Source organism: Acinetobacter sp. SFB, assembly GCF_001647545.1.
Taxonomy (GTDB): Bacteria; Pseudomonadota; Gammaproteobacteria; order Pseudomonadales; family Moraxellaceae; genus Acinetobacter.
The window spans coordinates 1-19,832 of the sequence record NZ_LSZH01000015.1 but is presented as its reverse complement, the minus strand read 5'-3'; the positions used below and the strand labels follow the sequence as shown (position 1 = coordinate 19,832).

Below are 19,832 nucleotides of genomic sequence, written 5' to 3'. Positions count from 1 at the left end.
TATTGAAAAACACCCCCTATAAGGAATAGATTATGGCTGATCAACAACGTAAAATTGAAACGATCCATCGCATTAAAAATTTACAGCTTTCAAATACATTGATTACAGCTCTGGATGATGCAGGACAAGCAGAAGCAATTGCACAGGCGGTGAACTCACTTCAAGACCTTGCTGAGCAATGGAACTAGAACAGTTTTATTGAACAGTTGGCATAGGGCTGTTGCAGCCTGTAGTCAGAACAATTTTGAATAAATAAAAGCGTTATCAAAAATTTGATACAAATTTTTCATCAATATATTGTTTTTGTAGTATTTAATATCGACATAAAATTTCTTTAGATTTTTAAATCGTGAGATATTTCGGCATAATATCCTTATTATCTCTGCATTTTATAATAAATGAGTGATTTATCTTCACAGTTTCTCTGCAATTTTTTCGTACATTAGCATGATTGAAATTAATAATTTTTCTACGAGGGTTCAACATGAAAAAGATTTTGACAATTTTGGCAATCTCTTTCAGTGCATTGATGGCAAACAGTGTAACCACTGCTGCACCTCACGAGAAACACGATAACAATCGTGGTTGGGACCAATCACGTCATCAGCAATCGAATAATGGGCGAGATTTTCGTAACCAGGATGATGACGATGATCGTATGCAAGATAAACGCCGTGTTCGGGAAGAACGTGGAGTAAAACGTCTACAACAGCATAAATGGCAAACCGGTTATGTGATGCCGCAGCATTATCGGGGCAACGGTTATAAAGTCGATTACAAAAGCCATGACTTGCCGAAACCCTCTCGTAACCAGCAGTGGTACAAAATTAATAATGACTATATTTTAGTCGACACTGACAGTAATAATATTATTCGTATTCAAGGTTTTTAAACTCCTTTTTAAATTCTCCATGCCCAAACTTCGGTTTGGGCTTTTTTTTATTTCTAAAAATCGTCTGTTTTAACAGCAGGTCTTTGACTGCAAGTTTTTCAGCATTTTTAAAATCTTCTTTTTTTCTCCATCAATTTCACAATTCAACTATAAAGCTCTCATTTTTTATCTCTAATTTTTGGTTAATTTAGCGTTAACGAAATAACTGTACTCTCTGAAATTTAGGTGAAAGATATGAAAAAAATTCTAACAACAATTGCGCTGTCTTTAACTGCATTGATGGCAACTTCAGCAATGGCAGCACCAGATCATCGTTATGATGATCGTCAACGCTATAACCATGCACAATCGCATCAAGATAACCGCTGGGACAACAATAACCGTTATGATAACAAACGGGTAAACCCAAGTCGTGATTGGCGTAAAGGACAAACTTTACCGCGTCAATACAGCAGCTCACGTTTCCAAATCAGTGACCGTGAAGCACGTCAATTACCTAAATCAAACCGTAATCAGCAATGGTATAAAGTGAATGGTGACTATGTGCTAGTCAATGAACGTAACAATCGCATTATTAACATTCGAAACTAAGCTATTTACTTCTAGAAATACCCCCTCAAAAACACTTTAACGTCAGTTAAGGTGTTTTTTTAATTTTTCCCTTCCGCTGCGCTTTTTTTTGATTAGAATCAAACATAGGATTTTATTCTTCATTTGAGACAGGTATGCACGAGAATTCATCGGAAACATCACAAAGCACAACTTTACAATATGTGCATTGGTTTCGACATTCTGCACCTTATATCAATGCCCACCGTAATAAAACCTTTGTCATAATGTTTGATGGTGAAGCGGTACAACATGAAAATTTCCAGCATATTATTCATGACCTTGCCCTGCTGCATTCTTTAGGCATTCGTCTGATTCTGGTGCATGGCGCGCGTTCGCAAATCAATCAGAACTTAAAAGCCAGCGGCATTCAAACCCCGTTTCATAATCATCGCCGGATTACCACGCGCGAATCTTTAAGCTGCGTGATGAATGCGGTGGGTTCGATTCGCCTGCAAATTGAAGCGCTGCTTTCCATGGGCCTGGCCAACTCACCGATGTACGGCGCACGTATTGATGTCATTTCAGGTAATTTTGTCACCGCAAAACCCTATGGCATTCGTGATGGCATTGACTTCCAGCTCACCGGTGAACTGCGTACCGTCGATACCGAAGCCATTCAACGCCATCTTAAAAATCATAATATTGTACTGCTTGGCCCCACCGGTTACTCCAACACAGGTGAAGTGTTTAATCTGATGGCGGAAGAAGTTGCCACCAATACTGCTATTCTGCTTAAAGCCGACAAGCTGATTTTTCTGGGTAAACAACAAGGTCTGGTCAATGAATTGGGCCAATTGCAGCGGGAAATTCCGCCGCATCAACTTGATCAGCATATTTTGCAGTATCAAGACTCCAATCCGGATATTGCGTTGCAGTTACGCGGTGCAAAAAACGCCTCAATGCAAGGTGTACGTCGTGTACATCTAATTTCTTATACCTACGATGGTGCATTGCTGGAAGAACTGTTCACTCGCGATGGTACAGGCACCATGATGACCAATTCACATTATGAAGAAGTGCGTACTGCAAATATTCAGGATGTTGGTGGCTTGATGAATCTACTTCGTCCACTGGAGGCCGAAGGCATTTTGGTATATCGCTCACGGGAACGCTTAGAAAGTGAAATTGAGCAGTTTTCTGTGATTGAACGTGATGGCATGATTTTAGCCTGTGCTGCGCTATATCCGATTCCGGCTTCAGCCCATGAAATCAAGTCGGCCGAGATTGCCTGTGTCGCGGTTGACCCCACTTATCGCAAGTCCAATCGTGGCAGCCAGATTTTGTATTATCTGGAAGATAAAGCCAAAAAAATGGGCATTCAGCAACTGTTTGTATTGACCACACGTACTGCACACTGGTTTGTCGAGCACGGTTTTGAGCCAGCCAGTGTCGATGATCTGCCCAATGCACGGCAGGCGCTATATAACTACCAACGTAATTCCATGGTATTCAAAAAGTCACTTTAAAGTGGCTTTTTTATTCTAGCTATAGCTTTATTTTTTATATCTTTATTCATCTTTTTAGTGAATCTGAAAAATTTGATTTATACAATTTTTGCATAATCTTATAACAGTGTAATATTTAGAATTAAATTTAATAAATATCAATAATTTATAATATTAAAACAGCATATTTTATTTTTTATATAAATCACTTTCTCACATAAGTTTTTCTTTTTTTTATTTATCTTTTTTCCTCATTAAGAATTCCTATTTTTTTATTATTTTCGAAAAAGAAAAGGCTTTAGCGTATCTGTTCAATATTCAACACTTCATTATTGCGGAGCACACATTCATGAGCGCCATTCAAGCAAAATTCTGGGCGAAATCGCTGGTCCTTTCTTCAGTAGTTGCTGGCGCAATGATGATGTCAGGTTGTGCGAAAAAAGAAGCTGAAACGGTGACTTTAAATATCGGTTTTCAAAAATATGGCCTGTTGCCGATTATTAAAGAACGCGGCATTTTAGAAACAGCATTAAAACAACAAGGTGTCAATGTGAAATGGGTGGAATTCCCTGCCGGTCCACAACTGCTTGAAGGTTTAAATGTCGGCAGTGTCTCCTTAGGTGAAGCCGGTGAAGCGCCTCCTATTTTTGCTCAGGCAGCCAATTCTAATTTGGTGTATGTGGCTAACCAACCGCAAGCACCTAAAGCTGAAGCCTTAATTGTGCAAAAAGATTCAGCCATTCAAAACATTCAGGATTTAAAAGGTAAACGTGTTGTCCTGAATAAAGGCTCAAACGTGCATTACCTATTACTCAAATTACTTGAAGCCAACAACCTGAAACTGGATGACATTCAAGTGGTGTATTTACCGCCTTCGGATGCACGTGCCGCTTTTGAAAAAGGTGCAGTCGATGCCTGGGTCATTTGGGATCCGTTCTTTGCAGCTGCTGAACAGCAAATTGGTGCACGTGTCATTGCAACCGGTGAAAACTTGGTCAGTAACCATCAGTTCTATTTGGCTGACCGTAAATTTGCCGAGCAACATCCGAATGTGCTGAAAGCTGTCATCAATGAATTAAACACCACGACCCAATGGGTATCACAGCATCAAGATGAAGCGGCTAAACTTCTGGAAAAACCGACAGGACTGTCTAGCGGCATTATTAAATCCTCCATTTCGCGCATGGGCTTTGGTGTACAACCAATTTCTAATGAAGTGGTGCAAGAGCAGCAATATGTTGCCGATGCTTTTTATAACCAGAAACTGATTCCAAACAAAATCAATATTCAATCTGCAATTTTAGCCAAGTAAAGAAATCACCATAAAGGATTAGATAATGACTCAACAACAGCAAGATCATAAAGCAATTACCTGGTTTAAAACGTCCAGCCATGGCATGAATGCGATGTTGATTGCTTGTGCGATGTTGGGTTCAAGTACGGCTTGGGCAATCGATCCTTCGGTTAAAGAACTGCGGATTGGTTACCAAAAAAGTTCCATTAACTTTGCTGTAGCCAAAGAGCAAAAGCTCTATGAGAAAGAGTTTCCAAACGCAAAAATAACATGGAATGAATTTCCAGCCGGTCCGCAAATTTTAGAAGCGCTTGCTGTAGGTTCGGTAGATATTGGCGTCACTGGCGATACACCACCGGTATATGCACAAGCCGCCAATAAGCCTTTGTATTACATTGCTTATGAGGCAGCTAAACCTTTGGCATCCGCAATTTTAGTGCCTAAAAACTCGAGCTTAAAAAAACTGAGTGATTTAAAGGGCAAACGTATTGCATTGCAAAAAGGCTCAAGTGCTCATTATTTATTGGTTCAGGCCGTACGCAAAGCAGGCTTGAAATGGACAGATATTCAGCCGATATGGCTCAGCCCTGCCGATGCACGCGCAGCTTTCCAAAAAGGTGCTGTGGATGCCTGGGCCATCTGGGATCCATATTACGCATCGACTCAACTTGAAGATCAAGCCAAAGTCCTTGCCGCAGGTAAAGGCCTCAGTCCAAATTACACCTTTTATCTGGCGGCACCTGAATTTGTAAAACAGCATCCCCAAGCAATTAAAGGGGTAATTCAACAGATTAATTTAGCCGATGCCTGGGTGCAAAAGAATCAGCAGGCGACTGCAAATTTAATTGCAAAAAACACCGGCTTAAAGCCTAACGTGAGCCTCACTTTTGTTCAGCGCCGTCCGCGTCCCTCTATTGCAGCACCTTTGACTAAAAAAGTGATTTTGGAACAGCAGCAACTGGCAAACCGCTTTAGTGAACTCAAAATCATTCCCAATCAAATCAATATTCAGCAAGCCGTTTGGGCAGGCAAATAATATAAGGATCAAAGCGATGAAAATTTTCTGGTTTATCCCAACACACGGTGACAGTCGTTATTTAGGTACAAGCAAAGGTGCGCGTCAGGTCGATCATGCTTATATGAAACAGATTGCCGTAGCGGTAGATAACCTGGGTTATGAAGGCGTACTGATTCCAACCGGTCGCTCATGTGAAGATCCATGGATTACTGCAGCCAGCCTGATTGATGCCACCAAAAATTTAAAATTCCTGGTTGCACTACGTCCGGGAGTAACAACTCCGGCACTGGCTGCACGTATGGCTGCAACTTTTGACCGTTTATCCAATGGTCGTGTTCTGCTTAACTTGGTCACCGGTGGTGATGAACAAGAGCTGAAAGGTGATGGCGTTTATGAAGATCATGCGACGCGCTATAAAACTGCCGCTGAATACACCACCATCTGGCGTGAAATTTTAAAACGTTCACATAGCGGTGAAAGCTTCAGTTTCAATGGTGAACGTTTACAAGTGGAAGATGCCAAATTGCTTTATCCACCGGTGCAAAAACCATATCCACCCCTTTGGTTCGGCGGTTCTTCAGATGCCGCAGTCGATTTGGCCACTGATCAAGTCGATACTTATCTAACTTGGGGTGAGCCACCTGCAGCAGTAAAAGAAAAAATTGAAAATGTGAAAGCCAAATCTGCTGCTAAAGGTCGTAGCCTAAATTACGGTATCCGTTTACACGTGATTGTCCGTGAAACCAATGAACAGGCATGGGCGGCAGCGGAAGAACTGATTCAATATGTTGATGATGCAACCATTCAAGCAGCGCAAAAGAAATTCAAACAAATGGATTCAGTCGGTCAACGTCGCATGGCTGAACTGCATAACGGTGACCGCAGCAAACTTGAAGTGTCTCCGAACCTTTGGGCAGGTGTAGGTCTGGTTCGTGGCGGTGCAGGTACAGCACTGGTAGGCGATGCTGAAACTGTAGCTGCACGTATTCAGGAATATGCAGATTTGGGTATTGATACCTTTATTTTCTCGGGCTATCCGCATCTGGAAGAATCCATCCGTTTTGCTGAACTGGTGTTCCCGTTACTGCCTTTGGAAACCCGTAAAAAATTGGCTCAGCCAAATCTGACCGGCCCTTTTGGTGAAATCGTGGCAAATAACTATGTACCAGATGAGGCGAAACAAGAAGTGAAAACTCAGGAGCTGGCTTAATGAGTAAAAGCATTTCTGCCGAAACCCTGGCTAAAACCAAGGTTTCACGTGGAACACAATTTGGGCAGCACTTGCTGCCTTGGTTGGTTCCCATTGCCCTGATCCTGATTTGGCAAATTGCATCTGGTACCGGACTTTTGGAAAGCCGTATTTTGCCTGCACCGACGGCGGTCGTCGCTGCATTTTGGCATCTGTCCATCTCGGGTGAACTTTGGCAACATGTCAAAGTCAGTGCCGGACGTGCCCTGCTCGGTTTATTGGTGGGCGGTGGTTTAGGATTACTGCTTGGTCTACTGAATGGATCTTCTAAACTGGCATCGACCCTGCTCGACACCACCTTGCAAATGATCCGTAATATTCCAGCTTTGGCTTTAATTCCTTTGGTGATTCTATGGTTCGGAATTGATGAATCCGCCAAACTTTTTTTAGTCGCTGTCGGTGTGTTCTTCCCGATTTATATCAACACTTATCATGGCATTCGCTCGGTTGATCCGCAACTGATCGAGATGGGTAAAAGCTATGGCCTAACCCGCTGGCAGTTGTACAGAGAAATTATTTTACCGGGTGCAATGCCTTCCATTCTTGTCGGTTTGCGCTTTGCATTGGGGCTGGTTTGGGTACTGCTGATTGTGGCAGAAACCATTTCTGCACAAGCAGGCATTGGCTACATGACCATGAATGCACGTGAATTCTTACAAACCGATGTAGTGCTAGTTGGAATTTTGCTCTATGCCCTGCTTGGAAAATTGGCCGATGTACTGGCAGTAGGCTTAGAAAAATACTTACTGCGCTGGCATGCTGGATATCAAAAATAAGGAATACCTCATGACTGATTTAAGTATAGGGCGACATGTAGCTGAAGATAAGACCGTACCAGCACAGCCTGCAACTACAGATATCCATCCAACCGCTGTGGTCGGTGCAGAAATTCTGATTGAGCAACTGCATAAATTCTATGGTGATGTCACGGTGCTGGAAGATTTAGACCTGCATATTCAACCGGGTGAATTTCTTGCCATTGTCGGACGTAGCGGATGTGGTAAAAGTACCCTGCTTCGTTTAATAGCGGATTTAGAACAACCCAGCTATGGTGAAATCAAGTTTAAATCGGCACGACATATTCGCGAAGGCATTGGCAGTGATGACATCCGTGTCATGTTCCAGGACCCGCGACTTTTGCCATGGCGGAGCATTGAACAAAATGTACAGTTGGGTTTAGCCAAAGCCCATCAAGGCAATGCCTCTGCCCTGTTAGAAAAAGTCGGACTGAAAGAAAAAGCGGGATTGTGGCCTTCACAACTTTCGGGAGGACAGCGTCAGCGTACCGCGCTTGCACGTGCATTATCACATAAGCCTCGCATTTTGCTCTTAGATGAACCACTGGGGGCACTGGATGCTTTAACCCGTTTAGACATGCAAAGCCTGATTGAAAAACTCTGGCGCGAGCAAGGCTTTACTGCCATTTTAGTGACCCATGATGTCAGCGAAGCAGTACAACTGGCCGATCGAATTATTTTGCTCGATAAAGGACATATTGCTAAACAGTTCAAAGTAGATTTACCACGACCACGTAAAAAAGATTACCTGTTTAGCGAGTTAGAGCAACAAGTTCTCAATGCTGTATTAGCAACCTGATATTTTACCTTTGAAATGAGCACCTCATGATGATTAGCTGTGGGCTCATTTCAAAATTGTGGTGTAAACCTTATTTTATTCTTTAATTATTTTAATCATTCATTTATGAGTTAAGTCTTTAACTGAATCCTTGAAAAATTCAATCTTATTGAATTATTTAACAATCTCTATTGAGCTATTTTCTGCACTCTTTTACCACATCTTTTTACCTTGGTCGAAAACTGGGCAATTTGATAGCTGATCTAAAAAATAAATCTTAAATATCCATAAAATTAAAACTTTTGCCTGTGCACAAATCTGATGATTTGTCGTACAATTTAAGGTTCCACTTTTAATTGTTTTTTAAATGGCCAATGGAACAAAAAAAGAGTACACAGAAACGTCATCAACTGCTGAATGCAGCACTGGATGTATTTTCCCTTTACGGTTTTAATGGGGCAAGCTTAGACGAGATTGCTCAGATTGCTGAAATGCACAAATCCAATATTTTCTATTATTATGAAAATAAGGAAGCCTTGTACGTTGAAGTACTCACCACGGTATTGCAAAAGTGGCTCGCTCCCCTACAAATGGTAGAAACAGACCTTGAGCCTGAAGAAGCGATCACCAATTATTTATTGCAAAAAATTGAGGTTTCTCGTACCCAGCCAAAAGCATCACGACTGTTTGCTTTGGAAGTGATTCAAGGTGCGCCGCACATCTTGCCAATTTTAAAAGGTCCGTTAAAGAAACTGGTGAAGCGCAAAGCCAAAGTCATTACCATGTGGCAAGAGCAAGGTAAAATTTCCAAGGACATTGATCCTGAGCTTTTAATTCTGAATATTTGGGCGGTGACCCAAAACTATGCAGATTTTGCGACACAAATGGAAATGGTCACAGGCAAGACCTTGCGTAACCGTAGTATGCAGCAGCGGATCATCCAACATACTGTCCATATGATTTTATACGGCGTGATTCCTCGTCCATAATTCTTAAATTATCGTCTACGATAATTTTGGCATACGACCATAGACCACTATGGTCGCCAAATTTCCAACCCTACTCTACTTATTTGACCGTTTGGTATAATCCTAATAACTTTTGCGCGCCCAATAATAAATTTCCTTCCCAATCTAAATGTGCGGTGTCATTGGCACCATCGCTAATATATTTCACTGAAATTAATCGTACACCCAGCTTCTTGCAGACTTTCGCCAGTGCATAGCCTTCCATATCTACCAGATTGCATGGCACTTTGGGCATACCTGTTTCAAAGCTATCCCCTGTTCCACAGATGCCTTTTTCCAGGTGCTGAAAATAACACTCTAAATGAATTTCTGCTGGGTGATCATCATCCATAGGTGTAACGCCGACTGCAAAACCTAGGGGCGATACATCCATATCGCGTTGCACAAAAGTCGTCACTTCAACTAATGCATGTGCATCAAATTGAGAACTTCCTGCTGAGCCCAAGTTAAGTAAGGTTTTACAACCAGTTTTCTGAATCACTTCAAAGGCTTTAAATGCGGCATTTACCTTACCAATGCCACTGTAATGCACTTGAATCCCGGCTTGTTCAAACAAACCTTTTGATTCATTGGGAAGTGCCATGATTAAAGCCAAGTCAGACATTTACTTTTGCTCATTAAAACTAAATAGACACTATTAGAGATGAAAATAGATTGAGGGGCAAATGGAAAAATGACCAGAGTGGAAATCTATCTTCTGATCTTTCTTCAACCCGTTGCTAAAAGGAGAGGAAGTTATTCTAATTCTTCTCCAAATAGGCTTTTAAACACGGAGAGAAAAACAAATTCCCTTGGTAAAAACCTTGCGTGGTTTTACTTGCAACCACTATCCAAAGCAGAATCAAAATGCTTGCCAAGCCATAAGCAACATGACAAATAAACGGCAAGGCTAATTGCTGACCCAAGTTTAAAATGGCCAAGGTAAATACACCCAGCGGGAAAGTCAGCCCCCACCAACCTAAATTAAACGGTAAATCTTTGCAGTGTTTTAAGGTGGTCAGTAAGGCAATACCAAGCCACCACACCCCGAAACCAATCAGAATCAAACTGCCGAAAATACCTGCATAATGGAATAAATCTCCCAATGCTTGCATGCCAATACTTCTCAATACCTGCGGCGCTTGAGCACCGAGCAGCAACAAAGCCAATGCGCCTGTCCCAATTGGGCCTAAAGCCAACCAACTGCTAATCGCCAACTCTTTTGCAGGTAATTGGTGCAAGGCTAATCTCAACATGAGAATGGTTAAAATTGCAAAAGCTGGTAATACGGATAAACCCCAGAGCAGGTAACTTCCCAAAAGAATAGCCACGGCATTTTGACCGGCATCAATATGTGCAAGCAGCAAACCACCTGAACTTGCAGCAACTTCACAAGCCACAATGGGAAGCAACCAGACCGCAGACATGGTTTTAAGTTCATGCTGTTGTTGGCTGTACATCGCAAACGGTACAACCCATGCAATGATCACAGCCAGAGCAACATCAACATACCAAAGGCTTTGCGCAATGTTCAGCGCCACATCACCATAAAGTGTAATGCCAAATTTTAGAAAACCATTTAAAATAGTCGCCAAGCCCATCGGGATGGTGCCTAAAAATAAACCCATCATAGAATGTTTGAAAATTTGCTTGGCTTCAATGGGAAAGAGCATCCAGCGTAGGCCATATAATGTGCTAAATAACAGAAACAACAGAATATTGATTTGCCAAAGCATTGCGCCCAATGACCACATCAACGATTCAGCAACAGGTAACTCAGCCAGAATAAGTGCGACCACACCTGTCCCCATGGTCACGGTAAACCAGTTTGGGGTAAAATGACGGATCATATCCTGCATTTGTGTCAGTTGTTGGAACGGTTTATACATGACTGGATACTCTTCGAGTTGCGATAAAATCATTGTAAAAGTATTTATTAATAAGAAAAATTGATTAATTTTTATTTTTAATATCAATTATATTGATTAATATTTATTCTGACCTGAAAATAACTTGAGTAAAAACACAACAACAAGACGAACGCTCAAGATTATGGCAATATATAGCTCTGATAATTTTTCATTTATTGATTCGTCCATGAAGCTGCTCCGCCTGAATGCTTTAGCACCAAATTTTCAATTACCAAAAACTGCCGTTACGATTGGTAATTTTGACGGTGTACATTTGGGTCATCAGGCCATGATTGCACAATTAAAACAACTTGCCGCAGCACAAAACTTAAAAACATTGGTGATGATCTTTGAGCCACAACCACTTGAATTTTTTAAAGGTTATGAGGCTCCCCCACGTATTTCATCTTTGCGTGAAAAAGTCGAATACTTAACCGAACTAGGTGTCGACTATATCGCGATTGCAAAATTTGATAACTATTTCCGCAGTTTAAATGCGGAAAGCTTTGCCGATATTCTGAAACATAAACTTAATGCAGAACATCTGGTTCTGGGCGACGATTTCCATTTTGGTAAAAACCGTCAAGGCAATAGTGAATTTTTGCGCGGCTACGGTTTTCAGGTCACCAACTTACACACCATTGCATTGGATGGACACCGCGTCAGTTCGACCCGGATTAGGCATACCTTACAAGCAGGCGATTTAGCGCTGGCTGCAAAACTATTAGGACGTCCGTATAGCATTACCGGCCGGGTACAATATGGTGATCAAATTGGGCGAACCCTTAATTTCCCCACCATTAACGTCCGTCTCAACCGGCATAAACCGTGTTTAAACGGGATTTACGGCGTTGAAGTCGTGTGTGAAAGCGGATCTTTAAAAGATAAAGTGAAAGCCGGCAATCCTGAAAAATTGGGGATTGTGGGCTATAAACCAACAGCCTTGTTTGGTGCAGGCCATGTGGGGACTCGACCAGCCATCAAACAGGAACATCCAGAATGGCGATTAGAAGTACATTTTCCTGATGTTTCTGCTAATCTGTATGGCCTGTTAATGCGGGTGACATTCTTGAACTATTTACATGGTGAAAAGGACTACCCTTCGCTTGAAGCATTGAAAGCGGGAATTGATGATGATGTTGATAAACTGCTTGAGTTTCGACAAAACACTCCCAATTTCCCTTTTTAAATCCCATATTTTTTTACTGTAAAACGCGTCAGACTAAGACTGATTAAATTGGAAGACAACTTGCATGAGCGATAAGCAAACTCCTGAAAATGCAGTGGATTACAAAGCCACGCTAAACCTCCCAGGTACTGAATTTGCAATGAAAGCAAATCTCGCAGTACGTGAAGCAAAATGGTTAGAAGAGTGGTATGCCGACAACATTTATCAGCAGATTCGGGCATCGCGTATTGGCAAGAAAAAATATGTGCTTCACGATGGCCCTCCATACGCAAATGGTCAAATCCACTTGGGTCATGCGGTAAACAAAGTACTGAAAGATATCATCATCAAAAGCCGCATTATGGATGGCTTTGATGCACCGTATGTTCCGGGTTGGGACTGTCACGGTTTGCCGATTGAACTTAAAGTTGAAGAAAAAGTCGGTAAAGTCGGCGTTAAAGTCGATGCTGCAACCTTCCGTAAACATTGCCGCGAATATGCCTACACTCAAGTCGAATTACAGAAAAAAGACTTTATACGTATGGGTGTATTTGGTGATTGGGACAATCCTTACCTGACCATGAATTTTGCGCAAGAAGCAAATATTGTGCGTTCGCTGGGTGAAATCCAGAAACAAGGTCATATCGAACCGGGTCTTAAACCTGTGAACTGGTGTTTAGACTGTGGTTCATCTTTGGCTGAAGCTGAAGTTGAATACGAAGATAAAAAATCGGATGCCATCGATGTTGGCTTCACGGTTGTTGATTTGGCAGATTTATCGGCTCGTTTGGGTGTAGAAGTTAAAGACTCAACTGACATTGTGATCTGGACCACGACGCCTTGGACCATTCCAGCAAATCAGGCAGTTGCCCTGCATGCGGATATTGAATATCAACTTATTAAAGCGCGTGGTGATGAAAAAGCAGCGCAAAACTTTATCTTGGCCAAAGACTTAGTCGAATCTGCCACTGAACGCTATGGCTTTACCACCGTTGAAGTGATTGCTGATTTTGCCGGTAGCAAACTTGAGAATTTACAATTACAACATCCTTTAATTACTGAACGTCAGGTTCCTGTGATTTTAGGCGAACACGTAATCGCAACCAGCGGTACAGGTGCGGTACATACTGCACCCGGCCATGGTGTAGACGATTATAAAGTTGGCTTACTGTATAACTTGAAAGTCGATAATCCCGTTGGTGGTAACGGTGTGTATTTACCGACTGCACCTGTTTTTGCAGGCGAGCACATCTACAAAGCCAATCCAAAAATTATTGCAGCATTAAGTGAAGCCAACAAGCTTTGGGCACATGTGGTGATTAAACATAGTTATCCACATTGCTGGCGTCATAAAACCCCGATTATCTTCCGTGCGACCCCGCAGTGGTTCATCAGCATGGACGAAAAAGGTTTACGCCAAGGCGCTTTAAACGCGATTGAAAACGACATCAGTTTTGTCCCGGATTGGGGTAAAAACCGTATTCAGTCGATGATTGAAGGCCGTCCGGACTGGTGTATCTCGCGTCAACGGACTTGGGGTGTACCCATCCCGTTTTTCGTGCATAAAGACACCAACGAATTGCATCCACGTACCCCTGAACTGATCGAAGAAGTGGCAAAACTGATTGAGCAGGAAGGGATCGATGGCTGGTATAACCGTGAAGCGAAAGACTTCATTGGGGCTGATGCTGAACAGTACAATGCAGTACGCGATACCCTAGATGTCTGGTTTGACTCGGGTACAACCCATTATGCGGTACTGCGTGAACGTGAAGAATTGACTGATCCTGCTGATTTATATCTTGAAGGTTCAGATCAGCATCGTGGTTGGTTCCAGTCATCATTGCTCACATCTATCGCAATTAATAACCGCGCACCTTACAAAGGCTTGTTGACTCACGGTTTCGTGGTCGATGAAAAAGGCCGTAAGATGTCGAAATCAATCGGTAACGTGATCACACCACAAGACATCATTAAAGATATGGGTGCAGACGGTTTACGTTTCTGGATCGCATCTGCAGATTACCGTTATGAAATGACTGCAGGTAAAGAGATCTTTAGTCGTGCCTCTGATGGTTACCGTCGTATCCGTAATACATTGCGTTTCTTGTTGGCAAACCTGAATGGTTTCCAGCCGGCTACAGATGCATTGCCAGTCGATCAGTTGATCGCGCTGGATCAATACATTCTGCAACGTGCAGCAGACGTACAAAAAACCATTCAGCAAGCTTATGAAGATATGAACTTCCATATTGTGGCAAGTTCATTGACCAACTTCTGTATTAATGACCTGGGTAGTTTCTACCTCGACATTATCAAAGACCGTCAGTACACCACCAAAGCGGACTCGCAAGCACGTCATTCTGCACAAACTGCGCTGTATCATTTGGTACAAGCTTTTGTGCGCTGGATGGCACCGATCTTGACCTTTACCGCGCAAGAAGCTTGGCCTTTAATTCCAGGTCAAACCGAGAAATACGTGTTCACCACGGAATGGTATGACATTCCGGTTGCCTCGAAAGCGAACCTGGTTTCAGAAGCAGACTGGCAAACCATGATTGCGGTTAAATCTGCGGTGAACAAGCAAATCGAAGCTGCACGTAATGCCAAACTGATTGGTTCAAACTTGTCTGCCAAAGTTGAACTTTGGGCCAATGCTGAATTGAAAGCAGTGCTGGATCAGTTAGATGATGAACTTCGTTTTGTGTTAATCACCTCGACTGTCATTGTAAATGCATTTGATGAAGCACAGGGTGAAGCCACAGATCTTGAAGGCTTACGTGTGAAAGTATCAGCTGCAGAGGGCGAAAAATGTGCCCGTTGCTGGCATGTACTGCCGGATGTGAATACACATCACGAACATCCAGGTCTTTGTTCTCGTTGTATTATTAACCTTCCTACAGGTCAAGGCGAAGAGAGAAAATATGCCTAATCCGCAAGCTAAAAAGGGTTTGTTCCAGTTCTACCCACATAATCTGGTGTGGCTAGGTTTATCCATTGTCGCGATTATTCTCGACCAGTGGACCAAATGGATTGCAACGACACATCTGAATTATGCAGATCCTGTGCCGGTACTGCCCTTTTTAAATTGGACATTGCTGCATAACTATGGTGCAGCCTTTAGTTTCCTGTCCGATGCCGGTGGATGGCAACGTTATTTCTTTACTTCACTAGCAGGTTTAGTGTCTGTAATTTTTGTATTTTGGCTGATGCGTATGCCGAAAAAAATGGTGATTTTACCTATAGCGATTGCCCTGATTTTGGGTGGTGCAATTGGTAACTTGATTGACCGCGTTTCTTTAGGATATGTGGTCGATTTCATTCACGTTTACTACAACAACAGCCATTTTCCTGCTTTTAATATTGCAGACAGTGCCATTACCCTAGGCACTATTTTGCTGCTGATCGATACTTTTTTCCTAGAAAAGCAACGTATTCAACGTGCGGAAGCGCAACACAATGACTGAAATTATTAATCCAAATGAAGAAACCCGTATTAATGAAGGCTCGAAAGTAGAGCTGCATTTTTCGGTCGCCATTGAAAATGGTGTAGAAATTGATAATACCCGTAGCCGTGAAGAACCGGTCAGTCTGGTGATGGGCGATGGCAGCTTGTTGCCGGGTTTTGAAAAAGCCCTGTTTGGTTTACGTGCCGGTGACCGTCGTACCGTGAGTCTTCCTCCTGAAGATGCTTTCGGTCCCTGGAACGCTGAAAACGTACAAAAATTTGATACGGTTAAATTCGAGCAGACCCCGATTGTCGGTCATATGATTGAATTTGAAGATAAAGCCAAACAGAGTCTATTTGGTGTGGTGAAATCAGTCGGTGAAGATATTACTGAAATTGATTTCAATCACCCGCTTGCAGGCAAGGACATTACCTTTGAAGTGGAAATCTTTAAAGTAACGCCTGCCGGTCAGCAAGGTATTAAGCTGATGTAAAAGATCATCTAACTGATGATTTTTAAAAGCTCCTTCGGGGGCTTTTTTAAGTTCTGGAGATACAAATTCCTCATATTCCGCCGCTCACATTCATATTAATTTAGATCCTACCTTTATAAAAAAACACAGGTTCAAGATGAACATTCAAATTATTGTCGGTAGTGTTCGTGAAGGTCGTATTGCAATTAAAGTCGCGCGCTGGGTACAACGAAGCATCGAGAGAGCTAATTACAGTACCGTTCAGGTTGAACTCATCGATTTAAAAGAATGGAACCTGCCTATTTTTGCAGGTAGCCACCCTCCTCTATCCGGTATTTATGATCAGCCTAAACAACAACAGTGGGCAGACAAAATTGCTTCGGGTGATGCGGTTATTTTGATTAGCCCTGAATATAACCATGGTTATAGTCCGGCACTTAAAAATGCTTTGGATTACCTAGGTAAAGAATGGCAAGGTAAACCGGCAGCCTATATTGGCTATGGCGCAACCAATGGCTCACGCTCGATTGATCAAATTCGTCAAGTTGGCACCCAGCTTGGCTTAGTCGACAGCAATGCAGTGATTGAAATTCGGGATATTTTCTCGCGCAATAAAACTGAACAGTTTGAACCGAATGAATTTGATAACAAAAATCTCAGATCTGTTTTGGATAAACTGATTCAATATGTAAGTGCCTGATATTTCTTCATCACCGATGTAGGTTTTAGCTTACAACAGTTGTCAAATATCTCTACTTTTCACATATTAATTTAAGCTCTATATTTAACTCATACAGAGACAGGAAGTCTCTAAAGCATAAAACAATAATGATAGGCAATAACTAGCATGATGCTGATGGGTAGGACAGGAGTTATACCTTTAAAATGAATCTAAAAAAGCCTCGACAGGATGTCGGGGCTTTTTTTAAAACTTATTTTATTCTTATAGCTATTGGTCTGGTGCTTTAAAGTGAGCTATCCACTGGTCGAAAAGCTTAATTAAACGACCAAAATTTACATCATGCTGAAATATCAAACTTTATAATCCCATTCAGCAAAAATAATCATCCATAATATTTTTATGAGTGATTAGAATAAAGTTAAAGATTATTCTACACATCATAAGCAAAACAATAAAAATACTTGAGAGAGACACTATGCAATTAGAACATCATTTCCTGAATGATTACGCCAAAGTATTCATGGCTCACCCCGACCACAATGCCTGTCATGATTTAGCGCAATATATTGAGAACAATCTTGAACAGCTGATGCAACAAATTCATCAGCATGGCATCTTGATTTTTCGGGGATTTAATATCCAGCAAACCGATGAATTTCATCAACTGATTGAACAAAAGTTCAAGTTACAGCCGTGGAATTCCTTTAATCCCAATATGCCCGGTTGGGTTGCATCGTGGATGCGTAAATACAGTGAAAGTATTTTAGGCGCAGGCGATTATCGGCGCTATATTGACCGTAATACCGTGCAATTGGGGCCCGTGGAGAACTCGGTACAAGGTCCGCATATAGAAGGTGGGGTACGTTCTGAACGCTCACGCTATATCGCTTTATTTTGTCAGGAACCCTCAACTTATCTGGCTGAAACCGGCTTTAATAATCTGGAGAAAATTTGGGAAAATTTCCCTGAATCAGTTAAGCAAAAATACCAGGGAACTTGGAATCATTTTTCGTATGTCTCATCACGTAAAATTAATTTCATGGATCGGATTTTACTGAAAAAGAGTCCTTTTAGCGTAAGTATACTGCCTGACCAAAAAGCCAAACTGACCTTGCAACCTGCACCTCTGGTGATTAAGCATCCAGTTACCCAAAAACTTGCGCTACAACCTTGGGCTTTTGCTAATAATACCAATCCATTCGCTTACCAAGCTGCACAAAATTGTTTTGAAAATCGTGGTGATATTGAAATTGATTCCACTGCTGACGGGATGCAGCTGACTTGGGAAATTTTCAATCAGCAGGGTGATAAAATTGAATGGACGGATCAAGAGAAACAGGCTTTTTTTGATGCGATGTATCGTGATGCCCTGTTACTCCAATGGCAGAAAGGGGATGTTGCCATTGTCGATAATATTAAAATTGCCCATTGGCGCATGAATGGCGAACAGGGCAATCGTAAACTTATTCAAATTCAGGCCAATGTATTTAATGCTGATGATCACTATGCCGCTTAATTCAATCAGATAATTTATGCAGATACCTTTAAAAGCCCGACATTTTAATAAGGGCTTTTAAATTAAAGGATGAAATTATTTTGCAGTCATTTTGATTAATCTGGCATTTTTACCATCTTCAAGTATCCAAATTGAACCATCCTCGGCTTCTCGCAAGCCACGGATACGGTGTTTCATATTTAAGCGCTGCACTTCCTTCACAGGCTTCATTGCGGTATCAACCACCATAATCGCTTTGGATGACAAGCCACCGATTAGCGCCTTATTTTTCCATACAGGAAATTGATTGCCTTGATAAAATATCAGGCTAGATGGAGAAATGACCGGAGTCCAGCTGATTTCCGGGGCCTTAAATTCAGGTCGGGTATTGTGGTCAGGGATATCTTTGCCATCATAATGATTACCATTGGAAACAATCGGATAGCCGTAATTTTCACCTTTTATGATGAGATTGAGCTCATCGCCACCTTTAGGCCCCATTTCAGCCACCCACAACTGACCTTTGTGGTCAAATGCAATCCCTAGAGGATTACGATGGCCTAAAGTCCAGACCTGTTTGGCAATCTCACCTTGGTTCATAAAGGGATTACCTGACGCAGGTGTACCATCATCATTTAAACGTAGAATTTTACCTAAATTCGATTGCAGATCTTGAGCAGGATCAAACTTCTGACGTTCTCCTGAACTGATCCAGAGCTTGCCATCGGGGCCAAATAATAGCCGATGTGCATAATGCCCCTGACCTTGAACTTTAGGTACTTGCTGCCAAATGATTTTTAAATTTTTAATTTGTGGCTGTTGAGCATTGGATAAATCTAGCTCCCCCCGTGCAACCACAGCACCATAACCACCCTGTCCTGCTGCTGCATAGCTGATATAGACTTGATGGTTCTGTACAAATTGAGGATGTAATGCAATATCGCCCAAGCCGCCTTGTCCACCATAAGCCACTTTAGGCATGCCTTCAACTTCTACTTTTTGCTGGTTTTGGGGATCAAATAATTGTAATTTTCCTTTTCGCTCACTAATCAGTAAGCGCCCATCCTTTAAAGAGGTCATGGCCCAAGGCTCATTAAATTGCGCAACTATACTGAGAGCATAGCTTTGCTGTATTTTTGAGGAAGATTGCTGTTTTGGTTGCTCCTGCGGAACGTCATTTTGTGCATGACACGCAGTTAAACCATTAAAAGTCAAACTTAAACATAAAATCGCAGCGGTGTGAATTTGATTCATACTTTATTCTTCTTAAATGAACATCCCACCAATTTAGCATTACAAGACAAATCACTGTATATAAAAAAACAACTTCACCTAAAATGAGGGGTTTTGAGCGGCTGATTCCGGGGCTTAATCTCGGCTCTTCGCATTGAGTTTTTGTAGCCTTTTTTTAGCATATAAAAATGGCTGCTAAAAATGGCGACCTAAAAAAAACCCCCTCAATCATTTGAGGGGGTTTTCAGGAATAATGAGCTGGCGATGACTTACTCTCACATGGGTAACCCCACACTACCATCAGCGCAAAGAGGTTTCACTTCTGAGTTCG

At 41.9% G+C, this 19,832-nt stretch carries 19 protein-coding genes and 1 rRNA gene; 16 read left to right on the top strand and 4 right to left on the bottom strand.

All coding sequences use genetic code 11. The features are described from left to right. The first annotated feature begins 32 nt into the window (after positions 1-32). The 10 genes from AY606_RS16325 to AY606_RS12355 all read left to right on the top strand — a co-directional run bounded on the left by AY606_RS16325 (position 33) and on the right by AY606_RS12355 (position 9,074). Positions 33-188, top strand: a complete 156-nt coding sequence (locus tag AY606_RS16325) for a hypothetical protein (RefSeq protein WP_171255416.1) — start codon at positions 33-35, stop codon at positions 186-188. 296 nt (positions 189-484) lie between these two features. Continuing rightward, entirely contained in the window at positions 485-892 is a 408-nt protein-coding gene (locus tag AY606_RS12395) for an RcnB family protein (protein WP_067869087.1), read from the top strand. Between the two features lie 234 nt (positions 893-1,126). Next, positions 1,127-1,483 (top strand): RcnB family protein, encoded by a 357-nt coding sequence (locus tag AY606_RS12390; RefSeq protein WP_067869084.1) that lies wholly within the window; start codon positions 1,127-1,129, stop codon positions 1,481-1,483. Between the two features lie 134 nt (positions 1,484-1,617). Next, positions 1,618-2,970, top strand: coding sequence for an amino-acid N-acetyltransferase (argA, locus tag AY606_RS12385; protein ID WP_067869080.1), 1,353 nt, complete (start codon positions 1,618-1,620; stop codon positions 2,968-2,970). A 328-nt stretch (positions 2,971-3,298) separates the two neighbouring features. Continuing rightward, positions 3,299-4,261, top strand: coding sequence for a sulfonate ABC transporter substrate-binding protein (locus AY606_RS12380; protein ID WP_067869077.1), 963 nt, complete (start codon positions 3,299-3,301; stop codon positions 4,259-4,261). Between the two features lie 85 nt (positions 4,262-4,346). Beyond that, positions 4,347-5,279 (top strand): sulfonate ABC transporter substrate-binding protein, encoded by a 933-nt coding sequence (locus AY606_RS12375; protein WP_249409256.1) that lies wholly within the window; start codon positions 4,347-4,349, stop codon positions 5,277-5,279. Between the two features lie 16 nt (positions 5,280-5,295). Further along, positions 5,296-6,471 carry an FMNH2-dependent alkanesulfonate monooxygenase gene (ssuD, locus tag AY606_RS12370; RefSeq protein ID WP_067869071.1) on the top strand — a complete coding sequence of 392 codons (1,176 nt, stop codon included), beginning with the start codon at positions 5,296-5,298 and terminating at the stop codon, positions 6,469-6,471. Continuing rightward, entirely contained in the window at positions 6,471-7,286 is an 816-nt protein-coding gene (gene ssuC / locus AY606_RS12365; RefSeq protein ID WP_067869068.1) for an aliphatic sulfonate ABC transporter permease SsuC, read from the top strand. The genes ssuD and ssuC overlap by 1 nt, the downstream gene beginning before the upstream one ends. Before the next feature lie 10 nt (positions 7,287-7,296). Then, on the top strand, positions 7,297-8,106 hold the full coding sequence (locus AY606_RS12360; protein WP_067869065.1) for an ABC transporter ATP-binding protein: 810 nt from the start codon (positions 7,297-7,299) through the stop codon (positions 8,104-8,106). Positions 8,107-8,459: 353 nt separating this feature from the next. Then, positions 8,460-9,074: a TetR/AcrR family transcriptional regulator gene (locus AY606_RS12355; protein ID WP_067869062.1), complete on the top strand. Its 615-nt coding sequence runs from the start codon at positions 8,460-8,462 to the stop codon at positions 9,072-9,074. A 79-nt stretch (positions 9,075-9,153) separates the two neighbouring features. Here AY606_RS12355 and AY606_RS12350 read toward each other — a convergent pair whose 3' ends face one another. Both AY606_RS12350 and AY606_RS12345 read right to left on the bottom strand, forming a co-directional pair. Further along, positions 9,154-9,717, bottom strand: coding sequence for a phosphorylase family protein (locus AY606_RS12350; RefSeq protein ID WP_067869059.1), 564 nt, complete (start codon positions 9,715-9,717; stop codon positions 9,154-9,156). Positions 9,718-9,853: 136 nt separating this feature from the next. Beyond that, positions 9,854-10,981, bottom strand: coding sequence for a TDT family transporter (locus AY606_RS12345; RefSeq protein WP_067869056.1), 1,128 nt, complete (start codon positions 10,979-10,981; stop codon positions 9,854-9,856). 208 nt (positions 10,982-11,189) lie between these two features. Between AY606_RS12345 and ribF the strand changes: the two genes are divergently transcribed. From ribF to AY606_RS12315, 6 genes are all read left to right on the top strand, one after another. Further along, a complete protein-coding gene (ribF, locus tag AY606_RS12340; protein WP_067869053.1) occupies positions 11,190-12,191 on the top strand; it encodes a riboflavin biosynthesis protein RibF in 1,002 nt (333 codons plus the stop codon). Positions 12,192-12,255: 64 nt separating this feature from the next. Further along, positions 12,256-15,102 carry an isoleucine--tRNA ligase gene (gene ileS, locus AY606_RS12335; RefSeq protein WP_067869050.1) on the top strand — a complete coding sequence of 949 codons (2,847 nt, stop codon included), beginning with the start codon at positions 12,256-12,258 and terminating at the stop codon, positions 15,100-15,102. Continuing rightward, the gene (lspA, locus tag AY606_RS12330) at positions 15,095-15,637 is read left to right on the top strand and encodes a signal peptidase II (protein ID WP_067869047.1); all 543 of its coding nucleotides are present in this window, start codon (positions 15,095-15,097) and stop codon (positions 15,635-15,637) included. The genes ileS and lspA overlap by 8 nt, the downstream gene beginning before the upstream one ends. Next, positions 15,630-16,112 (top strand): FKBP-type peptidyl-prolyl cis-trans isomerase, encoded by a 483-nt coding sequence (locus AY606_RS12325; RefSeq protein WP_067869044.1) that lies wholly within the window; start codon positions 15,630-15,632, stop codon positions 16,110-16,112. Before lspA ends, AY606_RS12325 begins: the two co-directional genes overlap by 8 nt. A gap of 136 nt (positions 16,113-16,248) precedes the next feature. After that, complete coding sequence (locus tag AY606_RS12320; RefSeq protein WP_067869041.1) at positions 16,249-16,791, top strand: NADPH-dependent FMN reductase; 543 nt, start codon at positions 16,249-16,251, stop codon at positions 16,789-16,791. A 457-nt stretch (positions 16,792-17,248) separates the two neighbouring features. Then, the gene (locus tag AY606_RS12315) at positions 17,249-18,289 is read left to right on the top strand and encodes a TauD/TfdA dioxygenase family protein (protein ID WP_067869038.1); all 1,041 of its coding nucleotides are present in this window, start codon (positions 17,249-17,251) and stop codon (positions 18,287-18,289) included. A gap of 75 nt (positions 18,290-18,364) precedes the next feature. Here the strand turns inward: AY606_RS12315 and AY606_RS12310 are convergent, their stop codons facing one another. Beyond that, a complete protein-coding gene (locus AY606_RS12310; RefSeq protein ID WP_067869035.1) occupies positions 18,365-19,522 on the bottom strand; it encodes a PQQ-dependent sugar dehydrogenase in 1,158 nt (385 codons plus the stop codon). 235 nt (positions 19,523-19,757) lie between these two features. Further along, positions 19,758-19,832: ribosomal RNA gene (gene rrf, locus AY606_RS16900) — 5S ribosomal RNA — on the bottom strand; the annotation flags it as partial.

Bases quoted from the DNA above. Each gene is read 5' to 3' on its own strand.
- AY606_RS16325 (WP_171255416.1), top strand. From the start codon at position 33: ATGGCTGATCAACAACGTAAAATTGAAACGATCCATCGCATTAAAAAT.
- AY606_RS12395 (WP_067869087.1), top strand. From the start codon at position 485: ATGAAAAAGATTTTGACAATTTTGGCAATCTCTTTCAGTGCATTGATG.
- AY606_RS12390 (WP_067869084.1), top strand. From the start codon at position 1,127: ATGAAAAAAATTCTAACAACAATTGCGCTGTCTTTAACTGCATTGATG.
- argA (WP_067869080.1), top strand. From the start codon at position 1,618: ATGCACGAGAATTCATCGGAAACATCACAAAGCACAACTTTACAATAT.
- AY606_RS12380 (WP_067869077.1), top strand. From the start codon at position 3,299: ATGAGCGCCATTCAAGCAAAATTCTGGGCGAAATCGCTGGTCCTTTCT.
- AY606_RS12375 (WP_249409256.1), top strand. From the start codon at position 4,347: ATGAATGCGATGTTGATTGCTTGTGCGATGTTGGGTTCAAGTACGGCT.
- ssuD (WP_067869071.1), top strand. From the start codon at position 5,296: ATGAAAATTTTCTGGTTTATCCCAACACACGGTGACAGTCGTTATTTA.
- ssuC (WP_067869068.1), top strand. From the start codon at position 6,471: ATGAGTAAAAGCATTTCTGCCGAAACCCTGGCTAAAACCAAGGTTTCA.
- AY606_RS12360 (WP_067869065.1), top strand. From the start codon at position 7,297: ATGACTGATTTAAGTATAGGGCGACATGTAGCTGAAGATAAGACCGTA.
- AY606_RS12355 (WP_067869062.1), top strand. From the start codon at position 8,460: ATGGAACAAAAAAAGAGTACACAGAAACGTCATCAACTGCTGAATGCA.
- AY606_RS12350 (WP_067869059.1), bottom strand. From the start codon at position 9,717: ATGTCTGACTTGGCTTTAATCATGGCACTTCCCAATGAATCAAAAGGT.
- AY606_RS12345 (WP_067869056.1), bottom strand. From the start codon at position 10,981: ATGTATAAACCGTTCCAACAACTGACACAAATGCAGGATATGATCCGT.
- ribF (WP_067869053.1), top strand. From the start codon at position 11,190: ATGAAGCTGCTCCGCCTGAATGCTTTAGCACCAAATTTTCAATTACCA.
- ileS (WP_067869050.1), top strand. From the start codon at position 12,256: ATGAGCGATAAGCAAACTCCTGAAAATGCAGTGGATTACAAAGCCACG.
- lspA (WP_067869047.1), top strand. From the start codon at position 15,095: ATGCCTAATCCGCAAGCTAAAAAGGGTTTGTTCCAGTTCTACCCACAT.
- AY606_RS12325 (WP_067869044.1), top strand. From the start codon at position 15,630: ATGACTGAAATTATTAATCCAAATGAAGAAACCCGTATTAATGAAGGC.
- AY606_RS12320 (WP_067869041.1), top strand. From the start codon at position 16,249: ATGAACATTCAAATTATTGTCGGTAGTGTTCGTGAAGGTCGTATTGCA.
- AY606_RS12315 (WP_067869038.1), top strand. From the start codon at position 17,249: ATGCAATTAGAACATCATTTCCTGAATGATTACGCCAAAGTATTCATG.
- AY606_RS12310 (WP_067869035.1), bottom strand. From the start codon at position 19,522: ATGAATCAAATTCACACCGCTGCGATTTTATGTTTAAGTTTGACTTTT.